Source organism: Ursidibacter sp. B-7004-1, assembly GCF_053654055.1.
In genome coordinates this window covers 101,329-126,062 of the sequence record NZ_JBSIUP010000003.1, presented here as the reverse complement: position 1 = coordinate 126,062, position 24,734 = coordinate 101,329, and the positions used below count along the sequence as shown (strand labels likewise).

Annotated in this window: 19 protein-coding genes; 15 read left to right on the top strand and 4 right to left on the bottom strand. The window is 38.2% G+C overall.

Annotated features, from left to right (window positions below):
- Positions 1–75: 75 nt before the first annotated feature.
- Positions 76–2,262 (bottom strand): S46 family peptidase, encoded by a 2,187-nt coding sequence (locus tag ACWIW0_RS02075; protein WP_454452007.1) that lies wholly within the window; start codon positions 2,260–2,262, stop codon positions 76–78.
- Positions 2,263–2,541: 279 nt separating this feature from the next.
- Here ACWIW0_RS02075 and pepE point away from each other — a divergent pair, with 279 nt between their 5' ends.
- The 12 genes from pepE (at position 2,542) to nrdR (ending at position 14,887) form a co-directional block, all read left to right on the top strand.
- Positions 2,542–3,246, top strand: a complete 705-nt coding sequence (gene pepE, locus ACWIW0_RS02070) for a dipeptidase PepE (RefSeq protein ID WP_454452006.1) — start codon at positions 2,542–2,544, stop codon at positions 3,244–3,246.
- A gap of 17 nt (positions 3,247–3,263) precedes the next feature.
- Positions 3,264–4,556, top strand: a complete 1,293-nt coding sequence (gene dcuC / locus ACWIW0_RS02065) for a C4-dicarboxylate transporter DcuC (protein WP_454452005.1) — start codon at positions 3,264–3,266, stop codon at positions 4,554–4,556.
- Positions 4,557–4,721: 165 nt separating this feature from the next.
- The gene (gene fabB / locus ACWIW0_RS02060; protein ID WP_454452004.1) at positions 4,722–5,939 is read left to right on the top strand and encodes a beta-ketoacyl-ACP synthase I; all 1,218 of its coding nucleotides are present in this window, start codon (positions 4,722–4,724) and stop codon (positions 5,937–5,939) included.
- 94 nt (positions 5,940–6,033) lie between these two features.
- The gene (locus tag ACWIW0_RS02055) at positions 6,034–6,405 is read left to right on the top strand and encodes a cytochrome b562 (protein ID WP_454452003.1); all 372 of its coding nucleotides are present in this window, start codon (positions 6,034–6,036) and stop codon (positions 6,403–6,405) included.
- Positions 6,406–6,483: 78 nt separating this feature from the next.
- The gene (locus tag ACWIW0_RS02050; protein WP_454452002.1) at positions 6,484–7,536 is read left to right on the top strand and encodes an AI-2E family transporter; all 1,053 of its coding nucleotides are present in this window, start codon (positions 6,484–6,486) and stop codon (positions 7,534–7,536) included.
- Positions 7,537–7,622: 86 nt separating this feature from the next.
- Positions 7,623–8,897: a M20 family metallo-hydrolase gene (locus ACWIW0_RS02045; protein ID WP_454452001.1), complete on the top strand. Its 1,275-nt coding sequence runs from the start codon at positions 7,623–7,625 to the stop codon at positions 8,895–8,897.
- A gap of 218 nt (positions 8,898–9,115) precedes the next feature.
- A complete protein-coding gene (sbcB, locus tag ACWIW0_RS02040; protein WP_454452000.1) occupies positions 9,116–10,669 on the top strand; it encodes an exodeoxyribonuclease I in 1,554 nt (517 codons plus the stop codon).
- A 69-nt stretch (positions 10,670–10,738) separates the two neighbouring features.
- On the top strand, positions 10,739–11,704 hold the full coding sequence (locus ACWIW0_RS02035; protein WP_454447356.1) for an SAM hydrolase/SAM-dependent halogenase family protein: 966 nt from the start codon (positions 10,739–10,741) through the stop codon (positions 11,702–11,704).
- A gap of 104 nt (positions 11,705–11,808) precedes the next feature.
- Positions 11,809–12,627: an RNase RNM gene (rnm, locus tag ACWIW0_RS02030; RefSeq protein ID WP_454451999.1), complete on the top strand. Its 819-nt coding sequence runs from the start codon at positions 11,809–11,811 to the stop codon at positions 12,625–12,627.
- Between the two features lie 66 nt (positions 12,628–12,693).
- A complete protein-coding gene (locus ACWIW0_RS02025; RefSeq protein WP_454447358.1) occupies positions 12,694–14,148 on the top strand; it encodes a replicative DNA helicase in 1,455 nt (484 codons plus the stop codon).
- A 2-nt stretch (positions 14,149–14,150) separates the two neighbouring features.
- The gene (locus ACWIW0_RS02020) at positions 14,151–14,426 is read left to right on the top strand and encodes a YcgL domain-containing protein (RefSeq protein WP_454447359.1); all 276 of its coding nucleotides are present in this window, start codon (positions 14,151–14,153) and stop codon (positions 14,424–14,426) included.
- The gene (nrdR, locus tag ACWIW0_RS02015; RefSeq protein ID WP_454451998.1) at positions 14,426–14,887 is read left to right on the top strand and encodes a transcriptional regulator NrdR; all 462 of its coding nucleotides are present in this window, start codon (positions 14,426–14,428) and stop codon (positions 14,885–14,887) included. Before ACWIW0_RS02020 ends, nrdR begins: the two co-directional genes overlap by 1 nt.
- A 134-nt stretch (positions 14,888–15,021) precedes the next feature.
- Here nrdR and trhP read toward each other — a convergent pair whose 3' ends face one another.
- The 3 genes from trhP to ACWIW0_RS02000 all read right to left on the bottom strand — a co-directional run bounded on the left by trhP (position 15,022) and on the right by ACWIW0_RS02000 (position 18,870).
- A complete protein-coding gene (trhP, locus tag ACWIW0_RS02010; RefSeq protein ID WP_454451997.1) occupies positions 15,022–16,413 on the bottom strand; it encodes a prephenate-dependent tRNA uridine(34) hydroxylase TrhP in 1,392 nt (463 codons plus the stop codon).
- 115 nt (positions 16,414–16,528) lie between these two features.
- Positions 16,529–17,248, bottom strand: coding sequence for a Fic family protein (locus tag ACWIW0_RS02005; protein WP_454451996.1), 720 nt, complete (start codon positions 17,246–17,248; stop codon positions 16,529–16,531).
- Between the two features lie 131 nt (positions 17,249–17,379).
- Positions 17,380–18,870, bottom strand: a complete 1,491-nt coding sequence (locus ACWIW0_RS02000) for a leucyl aminopeptidase (RefSeq protein WP_454451995.1) — start codon at positions 18,868–18,870, stop codon at positions 17,380–17,382.
- A gap of 189 nt (positions 18,871–19,059) precedes the next feature.
- On the opposite strand from ACWIW0_RS02000, the gene lptF reads away from it, so the two are divergent.
- Genes lptF through dnaE form a run of 3 tightly spaced genes read left to right on the top strand, consistent with a single transcriptional unit; the run spans position 19,060 to position 24,714 of the window.
- Entirely contained in the window at positions 19,060–20,157 is a 1,098-nt protein-coding gene (lptF, locus tag ACWIW0_RS01995) for an LPS export ABC transporter permease LptF (protein ID WP_454451994.1), read from the top strand.
- Between the two features lies 1 nt (position 20,158).
- Positions 20,159–21,226, top strand: coding sequence for an LPS export ABC transporter permease LptG (gene lptG / locus ACWIW0_RS01990; RefSeq protein WP_454451993.1), 1,068 nt, complete (start codon positions 20,159–20,161; stop codon positions 21,224–21,226).
- An 11-nt stretch (positions 21,227–21,237) separates the two neighbouring features.
- The gene (dnaE, locus tag ACWIW0_RS01985; RefSeq protein WP_454451992.1) at positions 21,238–24,714 is read left to right on the top strand and encodes a DNA polymerase III subunit alpha; all 3,477 of its coding nucleotides are present in this window, start codon (positions 21,238–21,240) and stop codon (positions 24,712–24,714) included.
- Positions 24,715–24,734 lie beyond the last annotated feature (20 nt).

The window sequence follows — 24,734 nt, the reverse complement described above, 5'->3', positions numbered from 1 at the left end:
ATAATTGCTATAAAGCCAATAAAAACGCACCAATTAAGGTGCGTTTTTTGTTAATTTTTATCGGTATCTTACCGCTTATTTGAGATTCATCTCTTGTAATAATGGCAATGCAGGATAAATTTCTTGCATAATCCAACGGATATAGCGTTGATCTACGCCTATCACACGAGTCATTTTCTCATCAAAAATGGCTTTAGAGCTGACAGACTCCCAGTTACCATCAAAGGCAAGTCCAATCAGTTTTCCTTCGCTATCTAGCATTGGTGAGCCTGAATTGCCGCCAGTAATATCCAGATTAGAAAGGAAGTTTACTGGTACGGAATTTAATTTCTCATCTTGGTAACCGGCATAGCGTTTTTCTGTAATAGCATTAAGCAATGCTTTAGGTGCATCAAAAGGCTCTTTACCAGTATCTTTTGCGGTAATTTCTTCTACTTTAGTAAATGGTGTTTGTACTTCACCATTTAATTTAGTGTAGCCAACGACATTACCAAAGGTAAGGCGTAGGGAAGAATTTGCATCAGGATAAATCGCTTTACCAATCGTTTTTTGGTAATCAATAACTGCCTGTAAATAGAGTGGGCGTAAAACTAAGTTTTCCCCTTTAATAGCTTTAGTTTCCTTCTCTAATTCAAGTAAAGTTGGCATTATTGCAACAGCATATTGAATTGCAGGATCATCGCTCTTCTCAAAAGTGGCTTTATCTGCAGTTAGCCATTTCAAGCGATTTTCGGCAATTTTTAACTCGCTTTGACTTAAACGTTCTAAGGCTTTTTCAATATCTTGATCAGTGTTGCCGCCTAACCATTTATCAATAGCGGCAATACGTTGCTGAGCGGGTAATTTTAGATATTCTTGCAACCAATAACGTTGTAGTTGTTTATCCATTGAAGCTTCATAGCGGCGTTCCATCTGTTTGAGATTGCTTTCAATGCTTGCAATATCTCGTTCTTGATAACCTTTTTCTCTTTCGCTATTCGGTTTTTCTTTTTCAATGGATAAACGATACAAGCTAATTGCAGAACTGGTTAATGCACCAACGGACTCTTTCAGAATAAGATCACGGGCTTGATTTTCTCGAGCTTTTTGGTTGAGTTCTTGTAAACGATGATGAGCATCTAGAGCGGCTTTTCCTTTGTCTCCTTGCTGTTTAAGCCAGTTGAGAATATTCGCTTCTTCTTGAGATTTGACTCCGATAGCATCAATACGTTTAAAGCCTTCTAACTGACCATTGTAGTTTTTCGATCTATTCCCCCAACGGTGTTTTATGCTGGCGTATTTCACATCAATATCAGGGCTGTTTTTAGCGGCATTATCAACTAATGCGATCATATTTTGATAGTGTTTAGATGTTGTTGGGTAAAGCCATTCAACAACATTTGTGAATTCGTCAGATAATGCATAACGATTTGTGCTACCTGGATAGCCAGCAATCATTACAAAATCACCTTCTGCAAGCGGTTTATCTGTAAATTTTAACCAATGTTTTGGTTTATAAGGTACATTATCTTTATGATAAGCGGCTGGTTTACCATCTTTATTTACATAGGCACGATAGAATGAGAAATCTCCCGTATGTCGTGGCCACATAAAGTTATCGACTTCACCGCCATAAGCACCGATTGAGCTTGGTGGTGCATAAACGAGACGGATATCTTTAAGTTCTAAGTTTTTGAATAAACGGTAGCTAATACCATCAAAGAAACTATATAAACGACAGCGATATCCTTCAGACTCACATTTTGAAATCAGTTCTTTTTCAAAACGATCGAAGAGATTTGCTCGTTCTAACCCTGTTGTTGCATTTTGGATAGCTTGTTGCACATCTTTAGTTACGTCAATAATTTCATCTAAAACAAATACTTTTGCATTACCTGCGGAAAGTTCATCTTGAGGAGTAGCTGCATAAAATCCATTTTTAATTAAATTTTTCTCAGGGGTTGAATTTAATTGAATAGCTCCATAAGCACAGTGATGGTTAGTAATAACTAATCCTTGTGGTGAGACAAAACTTGCAGTGCAGTTGCCTAAGGATAAAACTGCTCCAAGTGGATCACCTGTTAGTTGAGTCAGTTGTTCAGGGGGTAATTTTAATCCAGCTTGTTGTAAAGCATTACTAATTTCTGGTAACTGTTGAGGAACCCACATTCCTTCTTGAGCATAGTTTACCGAGGGATAACTTGACAATAAGGCTAAAGCGAGCGTTTGCTTGAGCGTTGGATATTTCAATTTAAAAGTCGATTTTTTAGATTGAAGTTTCATATAGACTCCTTTGGGTTCAATATTAACGTGGTGATTGTTTGTTCACTCACTGATATCATAAGCAAATAGTCAAGATAAATAAATTTACTTATAGCATATTTTTTAAACTAAAATTGACTTAATTTGTTCTAAATCATACTTTTATCTACTGAAATAATTTATAGATCGGATTATAAAAATTGAGATGATTTTTACAAACTTTAGTGTTAATTTACCGAGTATTACTTACATTTGGAGTGATATATACATTTAACCTTAAATATGGAAGGAGAACACACTATGAAAAAAATGTTACTAATGAGCGGTTCTAAATATCAAAATACAGATTATTTAGTTCACTGTTTACCTTGGTTAAAGGATTTCTTAGCAGATTACAAAGGTAAACGTATTGCATTTGTTCCATACGCAGGCGTAAGACAAACTTACGATCAATATGAAGAAAAAGTGCAAAAAGCATTGGCTGAACTTGGTATGGAAATTGTCGCCGTACATCGTGATGCTAAACATAGTAATATTATTGAGAGTGCAGATGTAATTGGTATCGGTGGTGGTAATACCTACTGCTTACTCAAGCAGATGTATGAAAATAATTTAATGGATGCTATTCGTGAAAAAGTATTGGCTGGTACGCCATATTTTGGTTGGAGTGCGGGAGCAAATGTTGCTGGAGCATCAATTATGACAACCAATGATATGCCAATTACTTACCCACCTTCTTTTGACGCATTAAACTTATTCCCACATCAAATTAACCCACACTTTATTTCAGGTAAAATGCAAGGCCATAATGGTGAAAGTCGAGAAGAACGTTTGGAAGAATTCTTACGTGTTAATCCAACTTCACAAGTTTATGCACTTCCAGAAGGCACCGCATTAAAAGTAGAAGGGGATAAAGTTTCACTGTTAGGTGAAAGTGATGTATTGTTATTCAATAGCGTAGCACAACCTTCGATTATTGCTAAAGGATCGAGTTTTACTCTCTAATATTAAGGATATAAAAAATGGCTGAATTTAAAGCGATTGTCGCAATTGTAGGTATTATTGCAACAATTTATCTGCTAATTAAAAAATATGAAACAAGGACTGTTCTTATTGGTGTTGGTCTTGTTATGGCAGTACTTGCTCTCAACCCAATGGGGGCGTTAGATGCCTTTGCAAAAAGTATGACGTCGAGCGGGTTGATTATGGCAATCTGTTCAAGTATGGGTTTTGCTTATGTAATGAAATATACTGAATGTGATACGCATTTGGTTCATTTATTAACTAAACCATTGAGTGTACTGAAATTTTTCTTAATTCCAGTAGCTACAATCATTACTTTCTTTATCAATATTGCTATTCCATCTGCGGCAGGTTGTGCAGCTGCGGTTGGGGCAACGTTGATTCCTGTATTAAGAGCATCTGGTGTGCGTCCTGCAATGGCTGGAGCAGCAATTCTTTCTGGTACATTTGGTTCAATGTTAAGCCCTGGTTCATCACATACAGCGATGATCAGTGAGATGACCAAATTGAGCATTACAGAGGTTATTCTTTCTCACGCACCTTATACTTTAATTGCGGGGGCAATTGGTGTCGTTTCTTTGACCGTTCTTGTTTTAGTTTTTAAAGATTACGGTAAACAACATCAAGAAGAATATCTTAAAGAACACGGTGAATCTGAAGCGAAATTTGCAAAAGTAAATGTACTTTATGCTTTAGCACCATTGATTCCTTTAATTATTCTTGTTATTGGTGGTACTTCATTACAACAAATACCAGGACTTGAATGGACAAAAATGGGTGTACCACAAGCAATGTTAATTGGTGCAATTTATGCGATTGTTGTTACTCGTACATCACCGTCAAAAATTACTAATGAGTTTTTCAATGGTATGGGTAATGCTTATGCAAATGTACTTGGTATCATCATTGCGGCAAGTGTTTTCGTTGCAGGCTTAAAAGCAACGGGTGCAATTGATTCAGCTATTGAATTCTTAAAACACTCTAATGAATTTGTACGTTGGGGGGCAACAATTGGTCCATTCCTAATGGGCTTGATTACAGGTTCTGGTGATGCGGCTGCGATTGCATTTAATACTGCAGTAACGCCACACGCAGCAGAATTAGGCTATACTCACGTTAATTTAGGTATGGCAGCAGCGATTGCTGGCTCTTTAGGTAGAACGATTTCACCAATTGCGGGCGTAACAATTGTTTGTGCAGGTCTGGCAGGTGTTAGCCCTGTGGAAATTATCAAACGCACTGCATTAGGTATGATTCTAGCAGTATTATTCTTAGCACTCTTTATGCTATAACTTATTATAAAGATCCGTAATATAAAGGCAGTATCGTTGAGATGCTGCCTTTATTTTTGCAAAAAACAGCTCGGATCAGACTGCTTAACTGTATTAAATAGTTCAGGGAATGGCATAAAACGTGTAGAATAACGAAAATTTTTTAGATTAAACTCAGAGGTAAAAATGAAACGAGTTGTTATCACCGGTTTGGGTATTATTTCAAGTATTGGTAATAATAAAGAAGAAGTCCTTGCGTCTTTACGTGAAGGTAAATCAGGTATTGAGTTTGTTCCTGATTTTGCAGAAGTGGGAATGCGTAGCCAAGTTGCTGGAACGATTAAATTATCTCCATCAGAATTTATTGATCGTAAAGTTTATCGTTTTATGGGAGATGCAGCAGCTTATGCTTATCTTTCAATGAAAGAAGCAATTGAAGATTCTGGTTTATTAGAAGAACAAATTTCCAATGAACGTACAGGCTTAGTTATTGGTTCAGGTATCGGTTCTGCTCGTGGACAAGTTGCTGCCTGTGATGCAGTTCGTGGTCCTCGTGGAGTGAAAGGTATTGGACCTTATGCGGTGACAAAAACAATGGCATCAAGTGTATCTGCTTGTTTAGCTACGCCGTTTAAAATTCGTGGTGTAAATTATTCAATTAGCTCTGCTTGTGCAACATCAGCACACTGTATTGGACACGCAATGGAATTGATTCAGTTAGGTAAGCAAGATATTATTTTTGCAGGTGGTGCGGAAGAGTTATGCTGGGAAGGTGCAACACAATTTGATGCAATGGGTGCTGTTTCCAGTAAATATAATGATACACCAACTAAAGCAAGTCGTGCTTATGATGCAAATCGTGATGGCTTTGTTATCTCTGGCGGTGGTGCAGTCGTTGTTGTTGAGGAATTAGAACACGCATTAGCTCGTGGTGCAAAAATTTATGCTGAAATTGTAGGTTATGGTGCAACATCTGATGGTTATGATATGGTTGCCCCAAGTGGTGAAGGTGCTGTACGTTGTATGAAACAAGCAATGGCAACCGTTGATGACGAAATTGAGTATATCAATGTACACGGCACATCAACACCTGTTGGTGATGTAAAAGAGCTTGGTGCAATTCGAGAAGTATTTGCAGATAAAACGCCCGCTATTTCATCAACTAAATCAATGACAGGGCATTCATTAGGTGCTGCTGGTGCACACGAAGCAATTTACTCATTATTGATGTTAGATAATGATTTTATTGCACCAAGTATCAATATTGAAACGCTTGATGAACAAGCTCAGGGAATGAATATTGTAACAGAATGTCAAAACAAAGCATTAACAACGGTAATGTCAAATAGCTTCGGTTTTGGTGGAACTAATGCGTGCTTAGTATTCCAAAAATATAAAGGCTAATTCTTGGTTGGATTCTTTGTTCAATTTTTGCTATAAAGACGTGGGATTTTCCCCACGTTTTTTTATTTTTAATTTTTATGGTTGGAGTGTAATAATGAACAAAGTAAAACAAATATTATTTATTTCTTTGATTGCAGTTTCAGCAATAGCAACTGCAAATGTATCAATAGAAATGCGTCAAATGAATCGTAATGTGAATGGTCTATTACGAGCAGATTCAGTTGAGAGTTTTCAACAAAGTGCCACAGAATTTCTGGTTGCTGCTAAAAAAGCTCAAGAAACAATGCCGAAAAGCCTTGATGGTGATCAGGAAAAATTTAAAGGCTACCAAAAAGGTATGCAAGATATTATTGATGTAGTTGAACAGGCAAATCAATTAGCGAAAGAGGGAAAACTTGATGAAGCTAAAGTAACAGCAGAAAAACTGAATCAACTCAAAAAAATGTATCATTCTGAATATAAATAATAATTTAGTAAGCGGTCTGATTTTCTATCTTTTTTGCAAAAATTATGAAAATCACACCGCTTATTTTATAGGGAAATTATGCAACAACACTCAATTACTCGAATTTTACTTACGATAGCAGCCATTGTGATTATTCTTGCAGGGGTTAAATTATCAGCTGAAATTATTATCCCATTTTTATTGTCATTGTTTATTGCAATCATTTGTTCACCTATCATTAAGGTAATGACAGCTCGTAAAGTGCCTCTTTGGCTAGCAATCACCCTACTTTTCGTACTCTTTATTGTAATTTCATTTTTCCTAGTTGGTTTAATTAACAGCACAGTACGGGAGTTTGCTCTTTCAATCCCAACCTATAAAATTTTACTTTCCCAGCGTATTGCTGATCTGTTAGTGCTTGCAGAAAAATGGAATATTTCTCTTTCGATTTCTCGTGATGACATTATGAATGAACTTGATCCAAGTCGAATTATGAATTTGGTAACGAGTTTACTCTTGAGCTTCTCAGGAGTTGTAACAAATATTTTTGTCTTATTACTTGTCGTTGTCTTTATGTTATTTGAAGCACCGACGGCAAAGCATCGTTTAGCAATTGCATTAAGTTCAAATAAAAGTGCGGTAGCAGAGCAAGAAAACCATATTAACCGTATTTTACAAGGGGTAATTAGTTATTTAGGGGTAAAAACATTAGTTAGCCTACTAACAGGATTTTGTATTTGGGCATTATTAGAACTTATGGGAGTGCAGTATGCTGTATTATGGGCAACGTTAAGCTTTCTTTTAAATTATATTCCGAATATTGGTTCTATACTTGCTGGTGTGCCGATTATTGTTCAAGCTTTACTGTTAAACGGTTTTTCGGTTGGATTCGGCGTTGCAATTGGTGTGATTACTATCAATATGATTATCGGGAATGTTTTAGAGCCACGAATGATGGGAAGAACATTGGGATTATCTACATTAGTCGTGTTTCTTTCATTACTCTTTTGGGGTTGGATTTTAGGAACAGTTGGAATGTTACTTTCAGTTCCCTTAACGATGGTACTCAAGATCGCACTAGAATCTAGTCCAAGTACTGTTCGATATGCCTTATTGCTAGGGGATGTACCAGAAGAAAAATTAGTTAAATAGGTGTGTTATATCAAAGAGTTTCAGCCACCATTATGTTAAATTAACTGAAATATTGGATAATTTTATTATTTTTAGGGAGAATGAATATGAGTATTAACCTTTCTCAACTTATTGAATGGAGACGTGAATTTCATCAATATCCAGAAACAGGGTGGGCTGAGTTTTGGACAACAAGTAAAATTGCTGACTATTTAGAAGCAATGGGATTTGAGCAAATTTTAATGGGTAAACAGATTATTAACCCAGAATTCGTGCGTGGTCGTCATTTACCTACGGTAAAACAAGGGATTGAGAAAGCCCTAGTAAATGGAGCCAACCCGAAGTGGTTAGACAAAATGCAAGAGTTTACAGGCTGTGTTGCTATCTTTGATAGTGGCAAAGCGGGAGCAACAGTTGCACTTCGTTTTGATATTGATTGTGTAAACGTTAGTGAAACTAAGGTAGATAGCCACAAACCAAATCAATTAGGTTTTAGCTCTAAAAATGAAGGTTTAATGCACGCTTGCGGACACGATGGGCATATTACTGTTGGATTAGGTGTCGCACAATGGATAATGCAACATAAAGATGAACTAAATGGAAAAATTAAACTTATTTTCCAACCTGCAGAAGAAGGTGTTAGGGGGGCAGCAGCAATAGCGGCAAGCGGTGTATTAGATGACGTCAATTACTTCATCAGTTCTCATATTAGTTTCTGTGCAAGTAGTGGCACGATTATCTCTAACCTTAAAAATTTCCTTTCTACTACTAAAGTGGATATTCGTTATCGTGGTAAACCTGCACACGCAGGAGCAGCTCCCCATTTAGGACGAAATGCTTTACTCGCAGCAGCACATACAGTTACTCAAGTTTATGGTATTTCTCGCCACGGGGAAGGAATGACAAGAATCAATGTTGGCGTCTTAAAAGCTGGGGAAGGGCGTAATGTCGTACCTGCAACAGCAGAAATCCAACTTGAAGTGCGTGGAGAAAATAAAGCAATTAACCAGTATATGTATGAGCAAGTAGTTCAGATGGCAAAAGGTGTCGCTTTGAGTTTTGATGTTGAGTATGAAACAGAAATTATGGGCGAAGCAGTTGATATGGTAAATGACCCTGAATTAATTACTAAAGTTGAAAAAATTGCTTCACAATTACCACAAATTCATACACCAAATGCGGAATATGCTTTTAATGCCAGCGAAGATGCTACGATCTTAGGGCGTAAAGTCCAAGAGCAAGGTGGTAAAAGTATCTACTTTATTCTAGGTGCAGATCGTACAGCGGAACATCATCAAGCGGAATTTGATTTTGATGAAAGACAGCTTGAAACAGGCGTACAAATTTATACTGGATTATTAGCTGATATTAATAGTAAATAAAATCAGTCTAACTTTTGGGGGCAGATCAGAGTGCGTCCGAATGAAAAAAGACTTTGTCAATAATCTGAGATAGTTATCTATCATTTCTTAATTATTGAACAATGCCTATTTTAAACACATATTTAATGTTTAAAATAGGCATATAAAATCTTATCACTAGAGCATCTATTCCAAGCAATATGCTACAATCGCCAAAATTTCTTCAAGTAGTCTAAACAATGAACCAACAAACATTTTTTATTTACGATTATGAAAGTTTCGGAGTAAATCCAGCTACCGATCGCCCAGCACAATTTGCGGGTATTCGTACAGACTGCGATTTTAATATTATTGGTGAGCCAGTGATGTTTTATTGTAAACAGACATCAGACTATTTACCTGCACCAGAAGCAGTAATGGTAACAGGGATCACGCCACAGCTTTGTAATCAACAAGGTTTGTCTGAGCCTGAATTTGCCGCTCGAATTCACGCTGAATTTTCAGAGCCGAATACTTGTATTATGGGCTATAACAATATTCGTTATGATGATGAAATGACCCGTTATACCTTCTTCCGAAACTTTTTTGACCCTTATGAATATAGTTGGAAAAATGGCAATTCTCGCTGGGATTTATTGGACGTTGTGCGAGCTTGTTATGCGTTACGCCCTGATGGTATTGAGTGGGCATATGATGATGACGGAATGCCGAGCTTTAAATTGGAAAATTTAACTAAAGCAAATGGTATTGCTCACGAAAATGCACACGATGCAATGTCCGATGTATATGCAACCATTGCAATGGCAAAATTGATTAAACAGAAACAGCCAAAATTATTTCAGTTCTTCTTTGAAAATCGAGGTAAAAAAGCCTTAGAAGCAATGATTAATACTGGTGAGATGACCCCACTTGTGCACGTTTCGGGAATGTTAGGTAACTATCGTGGTAATACTGCTTGGGTTGTACCGTTAGCGTGGCACCCAACCAATCAAAATGCGGTAATTGTTTGTGATCTCTCAGCAGATCTTTCTGGTTTATTAACCGATACAAGCGAGCAACTACGTACTCATCTCTACACCAAAAAAAGTGATTTAATCGAACAAGGTATTACACCTGTGCCATTAAAATTAGTACATATCAATAAATGCCCTATTTTAGCGCCAGCCAAAACGTTATTACCTGAAAATGCAGAACGTTTAGGCATTGATCGAGCATATTGTTTAGAAAATCTTAAACAATTAAAAGCACATAAAGGGTTAGTACGTGAAAAAGTGATTGAAATTTTTAGTGAAGAGCGAGTATTTGAGCCATCGGATAATGTCGAAACGACTTTGTATGACGGCTTTTTTTCGCCAGCAGATAAAAATAATATGGCGATTTTACGCAGTTTACCTCCAAAGGAATTAGCCAATCACGCCTTGAAATTTGCTGATCCACGAGTGGAAAAATTATTATTTCACTACCGAGCAAAGCATTATCCAGATAGCTTAAATCGGGCAGAGCAGATCCGTTGGCAAAAATATTGTGAACAGCAAATTGAACAACAAGCTGAGCAGTTTAGTCATTCATTAAATGAGATGTTCCAGCAGTATCACGATGATCCAAACAAAGTAAAATTATTGGAGGATCTTAATGCCTATGCTACCCAATTATCAGAACAACCACGTTTTAGCTATCAAGAAAGTGAAGGTGCTGTGGCATTGGTTAATGCATTAAATCAGGTTGCTGAGCAAAGCAGTGATAAAGAAGCGAAGTTTGCAGCCTTAAATGCGATTTTGGGTAAAAACAATTAGACAAATTTTAGCCTAGCGATTACTATTCTCACGCAATTTTTAACACTCACACAACATAAAGGAAACAGAATGAATAAAACATTTTTAGCTGTAGCACTTGCATTTTTTTCAATTTCATCAATGGCAAATACGGGGACGCAACAAGCGGTAAGCTCAGAGCAAACTTTTGCAAAAAATGCACTTGTTTTGCAAACGGATTTTAGCCTAAAAGATGGTGCAGTATCTGCAATGCAAGGCGTTGCATTTGGTGTTGATCGTGATCTAAAAATGTTTAATCTCACTCACGAAATTCCTGCCTATAATATTTGGGAAGCAGCATATCGTTTATATCAAACGGCAACTTATTGGCCACAAGGCACTGTTTTTGTCAGTGTGGTTGATCCTGGTGTGGGGACAGATCGTAAATCAGTTGTTTTAAAAACGAAAACAGGACACTATTTTGTTACGCCTGATAATGGCACATTAACGTTAGTTGCAGAGCATTTAGGTATTGAAGCAGTGCGTGAAATTGATGAGCAAACTAACCGCTTAGAAGGTTCAGAAAAATCTTATACTTTCCACGGACGTGATGTTTATGCCTATACGGGGGCTCGCTTAGCTTCAGGTAAAATTCGTTTTGAAGAAGTAGGGAAAGAGCTAGAACCTAAAGTACTTGAAATCGCTTATCAACGCCCAACTCTTGAAGATGGCGTGTTAAAAGGTAATATTCCTGTTTTAGATATTCAGTATGGCAATATTTGGACAAACATTAGTGATACGTTATTAGATCAATCAGGTATTAAAAAAGATGGACGTGTCTGTGTTGAAATTAGTGAGAAAGTCGGTGAAGAAGTAAAAGTCCGTTATAGTGGTGCAATGCCATATAAAAGTAGTTTTGGTGATGTAGAGACTGGCAGACCGTTGATGTATCTCAACAGTTTGTTAAATGTTTCTTTTGCTCTAAATATGGATAGCTTTGCAGATAAATATAAAATTAAATCTGGTGCAGAGTGGTCGGTTTCTTTAAAATCTTGTGAAAAGAAAACGGCTGAGTAAGTCACTGGAAAGATAAGACTTATTAGATTAGTTGTAAAAGATCAATTTATTTTAGGGGCTAATGTGATTAGCCCCTACACATATCAAATGATTCAAAAAAGATAATGATTAGAGATTTACATAGCCATAGTACTGCGTCCGATGGGATACTTACACCAACACAGCTAGTTCAACGAGCACTTGAAATGAATGTTGAAATGCTTGCTTTGACGGATCACGATACGGTTGCAGGTATTACGGAAGCAAAGCAAGCTGCTGAAAATCAGCCGATTACCTTGATTGCAGGGGTTGAAATTTCAATTCTATGGGAAGGAAAAAGTATTCATTTAGCTGCATTAAATGTAGATGAAACTCACCCTGCATTAGTAAAACTTTTAGCAAATCAAACCGCTTTACGCCAAGAACGAGCTATTCAAATTGGTGAAAAATTAGCAAAAGCAGGCATCGCCAATGCCTATGAAGGAGCAAGAAAATTAGCTAGTGGTGAAGTTACACGAGCTCATTATGCTCGTTTTTTAGTAGCAGAAGGCTATGCTAGAAATGATGAACACGCTTTCAAACGCTATTTAGGAATGGGGAAAAGTGCATACGTTAAGCCAATTTGGTGTTCAATGGCAGAAGCTATTGAGGCTACGCACCACGCTGGTGGTGTGATTTGTATTGCTCACCCATTGCGTTATAAATTAACTGCTCGCTGGATTCGCCGTTTAATTGCTGAATTTAAACAACTAGGCGGAGATGGGATTGAAGTGGCAGGTTGTGCGCAAACACCCGATCAGCGTCAATTATTGGCACGTTGGGCAACTGAATTCGATCTTTATGCCTCATTAGGCTCAGACTTTCACTACCCAGCAGGTTGGATCGAATTAGGTAAAGGTTTAGTATTACCGTCAGAATGTAAGCCAATTTGGGATAAATTTTAACAATTTAAATTTACAATTTTTTGGATTAAACTTACCGCTTATTTTCCTTATTTTTGAGAGTAGATAATGGCTAAAACTCGCACGCCCCAATCAAAAAATCCTACCGATCCGCAAGTTGAACAAATCAATATAGCACCTCACTCCCTTGAAGCGGAGCAAGCTGTTTTAGGGGCAATTATGTTGAATAACGAGCAATGGGATAACGTTGCAGAACGGGTTCAACCGACAGATTTTTATAATTATGCCCATAAATTGATCTACGAGCAGATGATCGAATTAGTACGTAATCATCAGCCGATTGATCTTATTACGTTAGATCAGGCACTCAAAAATAAAGGTATTCTTGAAGATATTGGTGGTTTTGCCTATTTAGCTGAATTATCTAAAAATACACCAAGTGTTGCGAACGTGCTGACTTATGCGGAGATTATTAGTGAAAGAGCCATTCGCCGAGAACTGATTGCGGCGAGTAATAAAATTGCTTCACTAAGTTATCAGCCAAAAGGAATGTTAGTGAAAGATGTGTTGGACGAGGCGGAACGTGAAATTTTCCACATTGCAGAAAAACGCACTTCAGGGGAAGATGGACCAAAGAATATTGATTCGATCTTAATGAATACTCTTGCTCGTATTGAGATGTTATCTAAATCGAAACACAATGGTGGTATAACAGGGGTAACGACAGGATTTGATGATCTAGATCGTAAAACCGCAGGGTTACAACCTTCCGATCTCATTATTGTTGCAGCTCGTCCTTCAATGGGAAAAACGACTTTCGCAATGAATTTATGTGAAAATGCAGCCTTTGCAGATACAACTGAAACAGATGAAAATGGTAATACAGTAAAAAGACCAAATAAGCCAGTTCTGATTTTTAGTCTTGAGATGCCCGCAGATCAAATTATGATGCGTATGCTGGCATCACTTTCTCGTGTTGATCAAACAAAAATTAGAACTGGGCAAATTGATGATGACGAAGATTGGGCAAAAATCTCTACTACAATGTCGTTACTTCAAAAAAGACGGAATATTTATATTGATGATAGCTCAGGGCTAACCCCAACAGAACTACGTTCTCGAGCAAGACGAATATATCGTGAAAACGGCGGGTTAAGCTTAATTATGGTGGACTACCTACAACTTATGCGAGCCCCCGGCTTTGCCGACAACCGAACATTAGAAATTGCGGAAATTTCTCGTTCTTTAAAAGCACTTGCGAAAGAGCTGGAAGTGCCTGTTGTGGCACTTTCTCAGCTTAACCGTAGTCTTGAGCAACGTGCGGATAAACGTCCTGTAAACTCCGATTTGCGAGAATCAGGCTCTATTGAGCAAGATGCTGATTTAATTATGTTTATCTATCGTGATGAGGTGTATCACGATAATTCTGACCTGAAAGGTATTGCCGAAATTATTATCGGTAAACAGCGTAATGGCCCTATTGGGCGAGTGCGTTTAACTTTCCAAGGTCAATTTTCTCGCTTTGATAACTATCAAGGTGCAGCTTATGATGATGAGTATTAAAAATGTTATGTGCAATTTATAAAAGTAGCAAAAAAGAAGGTATGTATCTGTTTGTGGAAAAACGAGATCAATTTGATCAAGTACCTGAAGAGTTACGACAATTATTTGGTAAACCACAATTTGTGATGTTATTTAATCTCAATGGTGAAAAACCATTGAAGCGGGCAGATAAGCAAGAAGTTTTGCAAAAAATCCAAACGCAAGGTTTCTACTTACAGATGCCACCACCAACTGAAAATCTGCATAAACTCTTTTTAGAACAGCAAGGAAAAAAATAATGCGTTGTCCTTTTTGTGCTGAAGACGAAACCAAAGTGGTAGATTCTCGTTTAACGGCTGATGGCTATCAGATCCGCCGTCGTAGAGAATGTATTCAATGTAAAGAACGTTTTACAACGTTTGAAACGGCAGAATTATTAGTGCCTCATATTGTGAAAAATAATGGCAATAGAGAACCATTTAATATTCAAAAACTCCGCTTAGGATTAAGTCGAGCATTAGAAAAACGCCCTGTTAGTACAGATGAACTTGAAAAAGCTATCAATAACATTGTTCTACAACTTCAAGCAACGGGAGAGCGAGAAATTTCAAGTAAATATGTTGGAAACCTTGTTCTTGATGCTTTGAAATCTCTCGATAAAGTGGCATATATCCGTTTTGCTTCAGTCTATTTAAGTTTTGATGATATTACTGAATTTACGAATGAGATTGAGAAATTGAGGTTGGAAGGATTAGACTAAAGGAGTCTTTGGAGATACTCAACAATATAAGAACAATATTATTAACAACTATTTTGTCCATTACACCTATTTTGAAAGTAAGGGGTGTAATGGACAGAATAATTATGAGTAACTATTTTTTCTAGTACACCCTATTATTTATGCGGATTACGCGTATTACTATCAACTAAATTACGCATTAGTAACGCATAATCAAGTTCAACATCAGCTGGAACATCTAAGAAAACAAAATGACCATCGCCAAGCCCTGCTTCAACACTTTCGTTTTTACGATTTAGCATTCGCTCAATTTTAAAGACAATATTGCCTTTTGGTGTCATCATTTCCACTTCATCGCCGAGTAAAAATTTATTTTTTACTGCCACTTCCGCCATTCCTTGCTCATTACGTTTGCCTGTAAATTCTCCGACAAACTGTTGGCGTTCAGAAATTGAATAACCATAATCATAATTTTGATATTCATCGTGAGTATGGCGACGTAAAAATCCTTCCGTATAGCCACGATGAGCAAGAGACTCTAAAGTATCCATCAATGATTCATCAAAAGGCTTTCCAGCAACGGCATCATCAATTGCCTTACGATAAACTTGAGCGGTTCTAGCACAGTAATAGAATGATTTTGTACGACCTTCAATTTTTAATGAGTGAACACCAATTTGAGCTAATTTTTCAACGTGTTGTACCGCTCTCAAATCTTTTGAGTTCATTATATAAGTACCGTGTTCGTCTTCATAAGCGGTCATTTGCTCATCTGGTTTTTGCGATTCTGCCAGTAAAAATACTTTACTGGTGGTATCACCTTCACCTAAAGTCGGTGCGACATTTTTAATTTGAATCTGCTGTTCAGGTTCAATTTTGTTGGCGACATTATTTGCTACAATGTTGCCCACATCGTCTAATTTGCCTTCTTCTACTTGGTATTCCCAACGACAAGCGTTAGTACAGGTCCCTTGGTTTGGATCGCGCTTATTGATGTAACCAGATAATAAACAACGTCCAGAGTACGCCATACACAATGCACCGTGTACAAAAATCTCAATTTCCATATCTGGTACTTGTTGGCGAATTTCTGCAATTTCATCGATCGATAATTCACGCGATAAAATAACGCGTGTTAGCCCCATTTGTCGCCAGAATTTAACGGTCGCCCAGTTTACTGCATTCGCTTGTACAGAAAGATGAATATCAACCTGCGGAAAATGCTCACGCACAAGCATAATTAAACCAGGGTCGGACATAATTAACGCATCGGGTTGCATTGCCACAACGGGTTCTAAATCTTTAATAAAGGTTTTTAATTTTGAGTTATGCGGTGCAATATTTACAACCACATAAAATTTTTTACCTTGAGCATGTGCTTCATCAATCCCAATTTTTAAATTAGCGTGGTTAAATTCATTATTACGCACACGCAAGCTATAACGTGGCTGCCCTGCATATACGGCATCTGCACCGTAGGCAAAAGCGTAACGCATATTTTTGAGCGAGCCAGCAGGCGATAAAAGTTCAGGTTTGTTTTGTAACATTTTAATTCTCTTTCTGATAACAAGTCAGGGCTTTCTTAAATAGAAAGCATAAAAAAGGCGACATTCTAACGGAATATCGTCCTTTGAGTAAGCGGAAAGTTTATAAAATAGGAGATTAAATAGAATAATTTTCTAAGGTTTCTAAAATAACATCTAACATAAACTCGATAAAGACAGTTGAATCATTTGCGTTATCGGCTTCTGCTAATACTTGATAATAACGAGATTGATGATCATAAACTATTGTCTCAACAGGAATCCAAGCAAAAATAGGGTTCCATTGGCTTAAAATCACATTTTGCCATAAGCGTCCAATTCTCCCGTTACCATCTTCAAAAGGGTGAATCATCTCAATCTCATAATGCATCACTGCACTTTTAATCAATGACGGAATATCATCTTCCTTTGCCCATTGAAACAGATCACTAACGAGTTTCTCTACAAATTGTGGTCTTGCTCCCATATGGATAAGTTGCCCAGATGAGTTATAGATTCCAACATCTTTAGATCTAAATTGCCCAGTTTGATTGACTATCCCTTGAGTCAGCAATTGATGAGCTTTAAGAAAATCATCAATAGAATAAGGATCATAGCTCATCATTTCATCATAGGCATCATAAGCATTTTTAACTTCTTGGATTTCTCTAGGGTGTCCAAGTACTCGCTTACCTTCAATAATTGCCGTTACTTGTTCCAAAGTTAAACTATTATTCTCAATAGCAAGAGAAGATTGAATAGAACGGATACGATTTTCTTTGCGTAAATGTAAATTACGTTCATATTGTGTCTGTAAAGTACCTAGCTTATGTGAAATAGCAACGACCTTATTCAGCATTGAATTGGTAATCGAAAAAGGAGGCTTCATTTATATTTTTTTACCTTTATAAAAATTATCTACCATAGGATCAGCCTGTTTAGATTGTAGGATACCATTCAACATAGCACCCTACAAATCATCCATACGACTTAACTGTTAGCTTTATCAATCAAAAACTGACTTAACAATGGCACTGGTCTGCCAGTTGCACCTTTAGCTGCTCCTGATTTCCACGCAGTCCCTGCAATATCAAGGTGAGCCCAAGGGTATTTTTTTGCAAAGTTAGATAAAAATACACCAGCGGTAATTGCCCCACCAAAACGTCCACCGATATTCGCAAGATCAGCGAAGTTTGATTTAAGTTGCTCTTGATACTCTTCACCCATTGGTAAACGCCACGCTTTATCTTCCGCTTGTTCAGCAGCAGAGAGAAGTCCGTTCGCTAACGCATCGTCAGTTGAAATTAAACCGCTATTATGTAGCCCTAATGCCACCATACAAGCTCCCGTTAAGGTTGCGACATCAATCACTAATTCAGGCTCAAAACGTTCAACATAGGTCAGTGCATCACACAATACTAAACGCCCTTCAGCATCAGTATTTAACACTTCTACGGTCAGCCCCGACATTGTGGTAAGAATATCACCAGGACGATAGGCATTGCCATCAGGCATATTTTCACAGCCAGCTAAAATACCGATAACATTTAACGGTAATTGCATTTCAGCAACGGCTTTCATCGTACCGTAAACAGAAGCAGCTCCACCCATATCGTATTTCATTTCGTCCATCGCTTCCGAAGGTTTAATTGAGATACCACCTGAATCGAAAGTCATTCCTTTTCCGACTAAAACAATCGGTTTAGCATTCGGATTTGGGTGATTTTTGTATTCAATAACAGACATATAAGCAGGGTTTTCCGAACCACGAGAAACCGCCAAGTAAGAGTGCATTCCTAAATTTGCCATCTCTTTTTCATCAATGATCGTGGTAGTTACGTTTGGATAGGCTTTAGCCAACGCTTTAGCACAATCTGCTAAATATTTTGGCGTACAAACATTTGGTGGGCAATTTGCCACATCTTTTGCAAAATTTACCCCAGAAACAACCGCTTGAGCTTGTTTTAAAGCAAGTTCTGCGGCTGATATATCTCCTGAAATATAAAATTGAACCTGCTCTAAGTGGTTATTTTGTTCAGGTTTTATACTTTTAAAGTCATTATAGCTATAACGTGTTTCAGCAATACTTTCTACGGCAAAACGTAAATGCCATTGTGCAGAACGATCTTTCATTACCAGATTATCTAAAGCAAAAGTGAGCTGTGTTGCCCCAGTCTCTTGGGTAATTTGTAATGCTTTCTGTACAATTTGTTTATATTGACGTGCTGTCAGTTCACCTTGTTTACCACAACCTAACACAATAATACGTTCGGCTTTTACATTTGGTAATGCGTGTAATAATAAGGCTTGCCCTACTTTTACAGGTAAATCGCCTTTATTTGATAAAGCGGTTAAATAACCACCACTTAATTGATCAATTTGTGTCGCCACTTGAGATAACTGACTATCTTCATAAGCACCGACAACAAGACAATCGGTAGCTTGTTGTACAATATCATCGTTAATCAAATTAAATTTCATAAATACTCCAGTGATTTTTTTTGCTGAAAAGGGTATGATTACACATTTTTAAGCGGTCATTTTCTGCGAAAAATTTGCAAAAGAATGCGAATAACTAACCGCTTGAACTTGCGTTAAAAATGCGAGTCGTAACGCTACTCACTTACGAAAAAATTGCAAGCACTAATTTGCTAAAATGAGAACAACTTCGTGATTTTAAGTCGATATCTAACAAAAGAAATTTTTAAAAGCCAGATTGCTATTCTATTTATTCTGTTGGTCATTTTCTTCTGCCAACAGCTTGTGCGTGTTTTAAGCTCGGCAGTGAGTGGGCGAGTGCCTACGGATTTGGTATTAAGCCTGTTGGGGTTAGGAATGCCAACAATGGCACAGTTGATGTTGCCATTGTCTTTATTTATTGCACTATTGCTCACACTTGGGCGTTTTTATTCGGAAAGCGAGATAACCGTAATGCGAGCTTGTGGTGTAGGACAAAGCCTACTGGTAAAATCGGCTCTCTTTTTATCCTTATTTACAACCGCCATTGCAACCTACAATGTCTTTTGGCTGACCCCTTGGGCAATCAATAAACAGAGCGAAATGTTAGCTGAAGCAAAAGCAAATCCACGTTTTGCTGCCCTTTCTGCTGGGCAGTTTATGTCGGCTGGAGGCTACGTTCTTTTTATTGATAATATTGAAGATAACAAAATTAACGATATTTACGTTTTTCAGCCTCACCAACAAAAGAAAAATAAACCATCTGTGGTGGTCGCAGAATCTGGCGAATTACAAGGTTTACCGAACGGTGATCAACTGCTTACATTAAGCCATAGCACTCGCTATGAAGGCACACCGCAAACAGCTGATTTTCGTATTTCTAGCTTTGATAACTATACCGCTTATCTTGGCTATCAAGATGTTGAAACGGACGAAAAATTAGTCCAACGTGCAGATTTAACCAAACTACTCGATGATACATCACCTGAAGCACAATCCGAATTACACTGGCGTTTAGCCTTAATTTTGGCTGTACCACTAATGGCATTATTAGCTGTACCGATGAGTAGCGTAAATCCACGTCAAGGACGATTTGCAAAATTACTCCCAGCACTTTTGCTTTATCTCATTTATTTCTTACTGCAAAGTTCGCTCAAATCAGCTGGCAGTTCAGGCAAGGTCGATGCATCCGTACTGATGCCACTCGTTTCAGTTGCATTCTTATTATTGGGCATTGTGTTAAATGCTTGGGATAGTAAAGGATTATCTGCACTACGTTACCGTTTAAGTGCTAAAAAAGGTGTGAATTAAGATGAATGTACTAGAACGTTATATTGGTAAAACTATTCTTGCATCAATTATGCTCACACTATTTATGTTAGTTGGGCTTGGGGCGATTATTAAATTTGTAGAAGAATTTCGTGCTGTCGGGCAAGGCTCTTACGATGGCTTACACGCTGCTTATTATACCTTTCTGACCATTCCAAGAGATGTCGAAACCTTTTTCCCGATTGCCGCCCTGTTGGGTTCACTAATGGGACTTGGCACATTGGCAAGCCGTAGTGAATTGGTAGTAATGCAAGCGTCTGGATTTTCACGTTTTCGCATTGGCTTAGCGGTAATGAAAACCGCTATTCCATTAGTGATCTTCACAATGGTGATCGGTGAATGGGGCGTACCACAAACGGAACAATTTGCCAGAAATATGCGTTCTATTGCACAGAGTGGTGGCTCAATGTTAGCTACGCAGGGTGGTTTTTGGGCAAAAGATGGTAATAATTTTATCTATATTCAAAAGATCAATGATGAAAGAAATTTGAACGATATTTTGATCTATGAATTTGACAAGCGAGAGCTAAAATCTATTCTAAAAGCTCAAAAAGCTGAATATCAGAATGATGAATGGCTATTAAAAAATGTAGAAAAATCCATTATTGGCGAGAACCAAATCAATCAAGATAAACAAACTCAGCAATCTTGGCAGACCAGCATTACACCAAGTAAATTAGGGATTGTTTCACTTAAACCTGAGTCGCTATCTATTACAGGCTTAGCAGACTATGTCGGTTTCTTAAAAGAAACAGGACAGGATCCAAAACGTTTTGAAATTACACTATGGCGGAAAATTTTCCAACCGATCTCAATGGCAGTAATGATGCTGCTAGCAATTTCCTTTATTTTTGGTCCATTACGCAGTAGTACGATGGGAGCTAAAATTGTGATTGGTATCCTTGCAGGTTTCATTTTCTATGTCGCCAATATCGTGTTTGGTAATTTAAGCCTTGTTGTTTCGTGGCTACCCGTTCCACTTGGTGCATTAACCCCAAGTTTAATCTGTTTGATGATTGTTTGGTGGTTGTTAGGTAAGAAAAGGGATTAAGGAATTTCATAATGTCACAACCACGCTTTGTCCATTTAAAAGTCCACAGTGATTTCTCGATGATTGACGGTTTAGCGAAAGTTAAACCGTTAGTCAAAACTTGCGTTGCAAATAATATGGTGGCAATGACATTAACGGATTTTACCAACTTCTGCGGTTTAGTCCGTTTTTATGGGGAAGCATTGAGTTCTGGGGTGAAGCCGATTGTCGGGGTGGATATAATGGTTCGCTCTGAGCCAGAAAGTGATGAGTTGTTTGAGCTAACGCTACTGGCAAAGAACAATGTCGGCTATCATAATATTACCCTTTTAATCTCAAAGGCTTATCAACAAGGTTACTTTCAATTCCCAGTGGTTGAAAAGGCGTGGTTGGCAGAGTTAAATGAAGGCATCATTGTGCTATCTGGTGGGCGTAATGGTGATGTAGGCAAAGCGTTACTTAAAGAAAATGTTACAGAAGCAGAACAGTTACTTCAATTTTATCAACAACATTTTGCCGAACACTACTATCTTTCGCTCTGTCGCACAGGGCGAACCGATGAAGAACGCTATATTCAACAAGCGGTGGTTTTTGCTCAAAAATTTGCAATTCCTGTTGTCGCTGTCAATGATGTTGTTTTTTTACACCAAGATGATTTTGACGCTCACGAAATCCGAGTAGCTATTCACGATAGCTATACTTTAGATGACCCAAAACGTCCCAAGAAATACTCGGCACAGCAGTATTTTCGTAGTGAAGCGGAAATGTGTGCATTATTTGCCGATTTACCACAAGCTATTGAAAATACACTAAAAATTGCTCAACGCTGTAATGTAACGATTCGTTTAGGAGAATATTTTTTACCGAATTTCCCAACAGGCGAGTTATCTGTCGAAGATTTCTTAGTAAAGAAATCGAAAGATGGCTTAGAAGAACGCCTTGAGTTTCTCTTTCCCGATCCCGAAGAACGAGCAAACAAGCGGTCGGTTTATGATGAAAGATTGCAAGTTGAGCTAGATGTAATCAACCAAATGGGGTTCCCAGGTTACTTCCTGATTGTGATGGAGTTTATCCAGTGGTCAAAAGATAACGATATTCCTGTTGGCCCTGGGCGTGGTTCTGGTGCAGGATCATTAGTTGCTTATGCGTTAAAAATTACCGATCTTGACCCCCTTGAGTTTGATCTGCTTTTTGAACGTTTTCTTAATCCGGAGCGGGTTTCAATGCCCGATTTTGATGTCGATTTCTGTATGGACGGACGAGATCGTGTGATTGAACACGTTTCCGAAACTTATGGAAGACAAGCTGTTTCACAAATTATTACCTTTGGTACGATGGCAGCCAAAGCGGTAATTCGAGATGTGGGGCGTGTTTTAGGACACCCTTATAGCTTTGTGGATCGTATCTCTAAATTGATTCCGCCTGATCCGGGAATGACTCTTGCGAAAGCCTTTGATGCTGAGCCGAAATTGCCCGAGTTATACGATACTGATGAAGAAGTCAAAGCCTTAATTGATATGGCTCGCAAGCTTGAAGGGGTAACGCGTAATGCAGGGAAACACGCTGGTGGAGTGGTTATTGCACCCACTGCGATCACTGATTTCTCTCCGCTTTATTGCGATTCAGAAGGGCTACACCCTGTTACTCACTTTGATAAAAATGATGTTGAGTATGCAGGCTTAGTAAAATTCGACTTCTTGGGCTTACGCACTTTAACGATTATTAAATGGGCATTGGAGATGATCAACCAACGCCTTGCACGAGAAGGGAAAGAGCCTGTTCGAATTGAAAGCATTCCCCTTGATGATAAAAAAGCTTTTGAACTGTTACTCAATGCGAAAACCACTGCGGTATTCCAGTTGGAATCTCGGGGTATGAAGGACTTGATCTCTCGTTTAAAACCAGACTGTTTTGAAGATATTATTGCATTGGTTGCGTTATTCCGACCAGGCCCGCTAGAGTCTGGAATGGTGCAAAACTTTATCGATCGTAAACACGGAAAAGAGCCTGTTTCTTACCCTGATCCGCAATATCAACACGAATCATTACAACCGATCTTAGAACCAACCTACGGGGTTATTGTTTACCAAGAACAAGTAATGCAGATTGCACAAGTATTAGCTGGCTACACCTTGGGTGGTGCGGATTTATTACGGCGTGCAATGGGTAAGAAAAAACCTGAAGAGATGGCTGCACAACGTTCGACCTTTGAAGAAGGGGCAATCAAAAACGGCATTGATGGCGGATTGGCAATGAAAATCTTTGACTTGGTAGAAAAATTTGCGGGTTATGGTTTTAATAAATCTCACTCGGCTGCTTATGCGTTGGTTTCTTATCAAACACTGTGGTTGAAAGCCCATTATCCTGCGGAATTTATGGCAGCGGTTATGACATCAGAGTTAGACAATACAGATAAAATTGTTGGTTTCTATGATGAATGTATCAATATGGGGCTAACGGTTGTACCACCTGATATTAACACAGGGAAACATCGCTTTAGTGTGAATGAAAAAGGCGAGATCGTCTATGGTTTAGGGGCAATTAAAGGGGTTGGTGAAGCACCTGTTGATGCGATTTTAGAAGCACGTGATAGCGGGGGGATTTTTAAAGATCTGTTTGATCTCACTGCCCGAGTTGATTTGCGGAAAGTCAATCGCCGAACCTTTGAAGGCTTAATAATGGCGGGGGCTTTTGATAAATTAGGTCCTCACCGAGCAGCACTCCTAAAGAACTTAGAAGATGCACTTAAAGCCTCCGACCAACATTCAAAAATGGAAGCCTTAGGTCAAAGTGATATGTTTGGGGTACTTACTGAAACGCCAGAAGAAGTCCAAAATGCGTATGCAAATACCCCAAAACTCAGTGAGCAAGCTATTTTAGAAGGCGAAAAATCAACCTTAGGACTTTACTTAAGCGGACACCCAGTAGGGCGTTTCTTAAAAGAACTTGCTCATTATGCTCCTGCACGTTTAAATGAAATACAACCGACTTATCGTGGGCAAACAGCTTGTGTTGCAGGAATGGTAATGGCATCTCGTGTTGCTGTAACCAAACGGGGTAGTCGCATTGGTATTGCCACCATTGAAGATAGGTCAGGAAAGCTCGATATCACCTTATTTTCAGAAGCACTTGAAAATTATGGGCATCTATTACAAAAAGATGAAATTATTGTCGCCATCGGTTCGATACAGCACGATGATTTCAGTGGTGGTTTAAAAATGTCTGCAAGAGAGCTACTCTCTCTTGATGAAGCAAGAAGTCGTTACGCCAAAAGCCTTGCTCTTGCAATTTCACAAGAACAACTTACCGCTCATTTTATTAAAGAATTAACTGAAATCTTAACGCCTTATAAAGATTCAACTCTACCTTTGCATTTTTACTACCAAAGCCCTGAAGGGCGGGCATTATTAGTCGGGGATATTGAATGGCGAGTAACGCCGAAAGAGGCAATGCTAACTAAACTGAAAGATTTACTCGGTGAAAATGCCGTTGAATTAGAATTTGAATAAGACTATCGGCTATTAAGGAC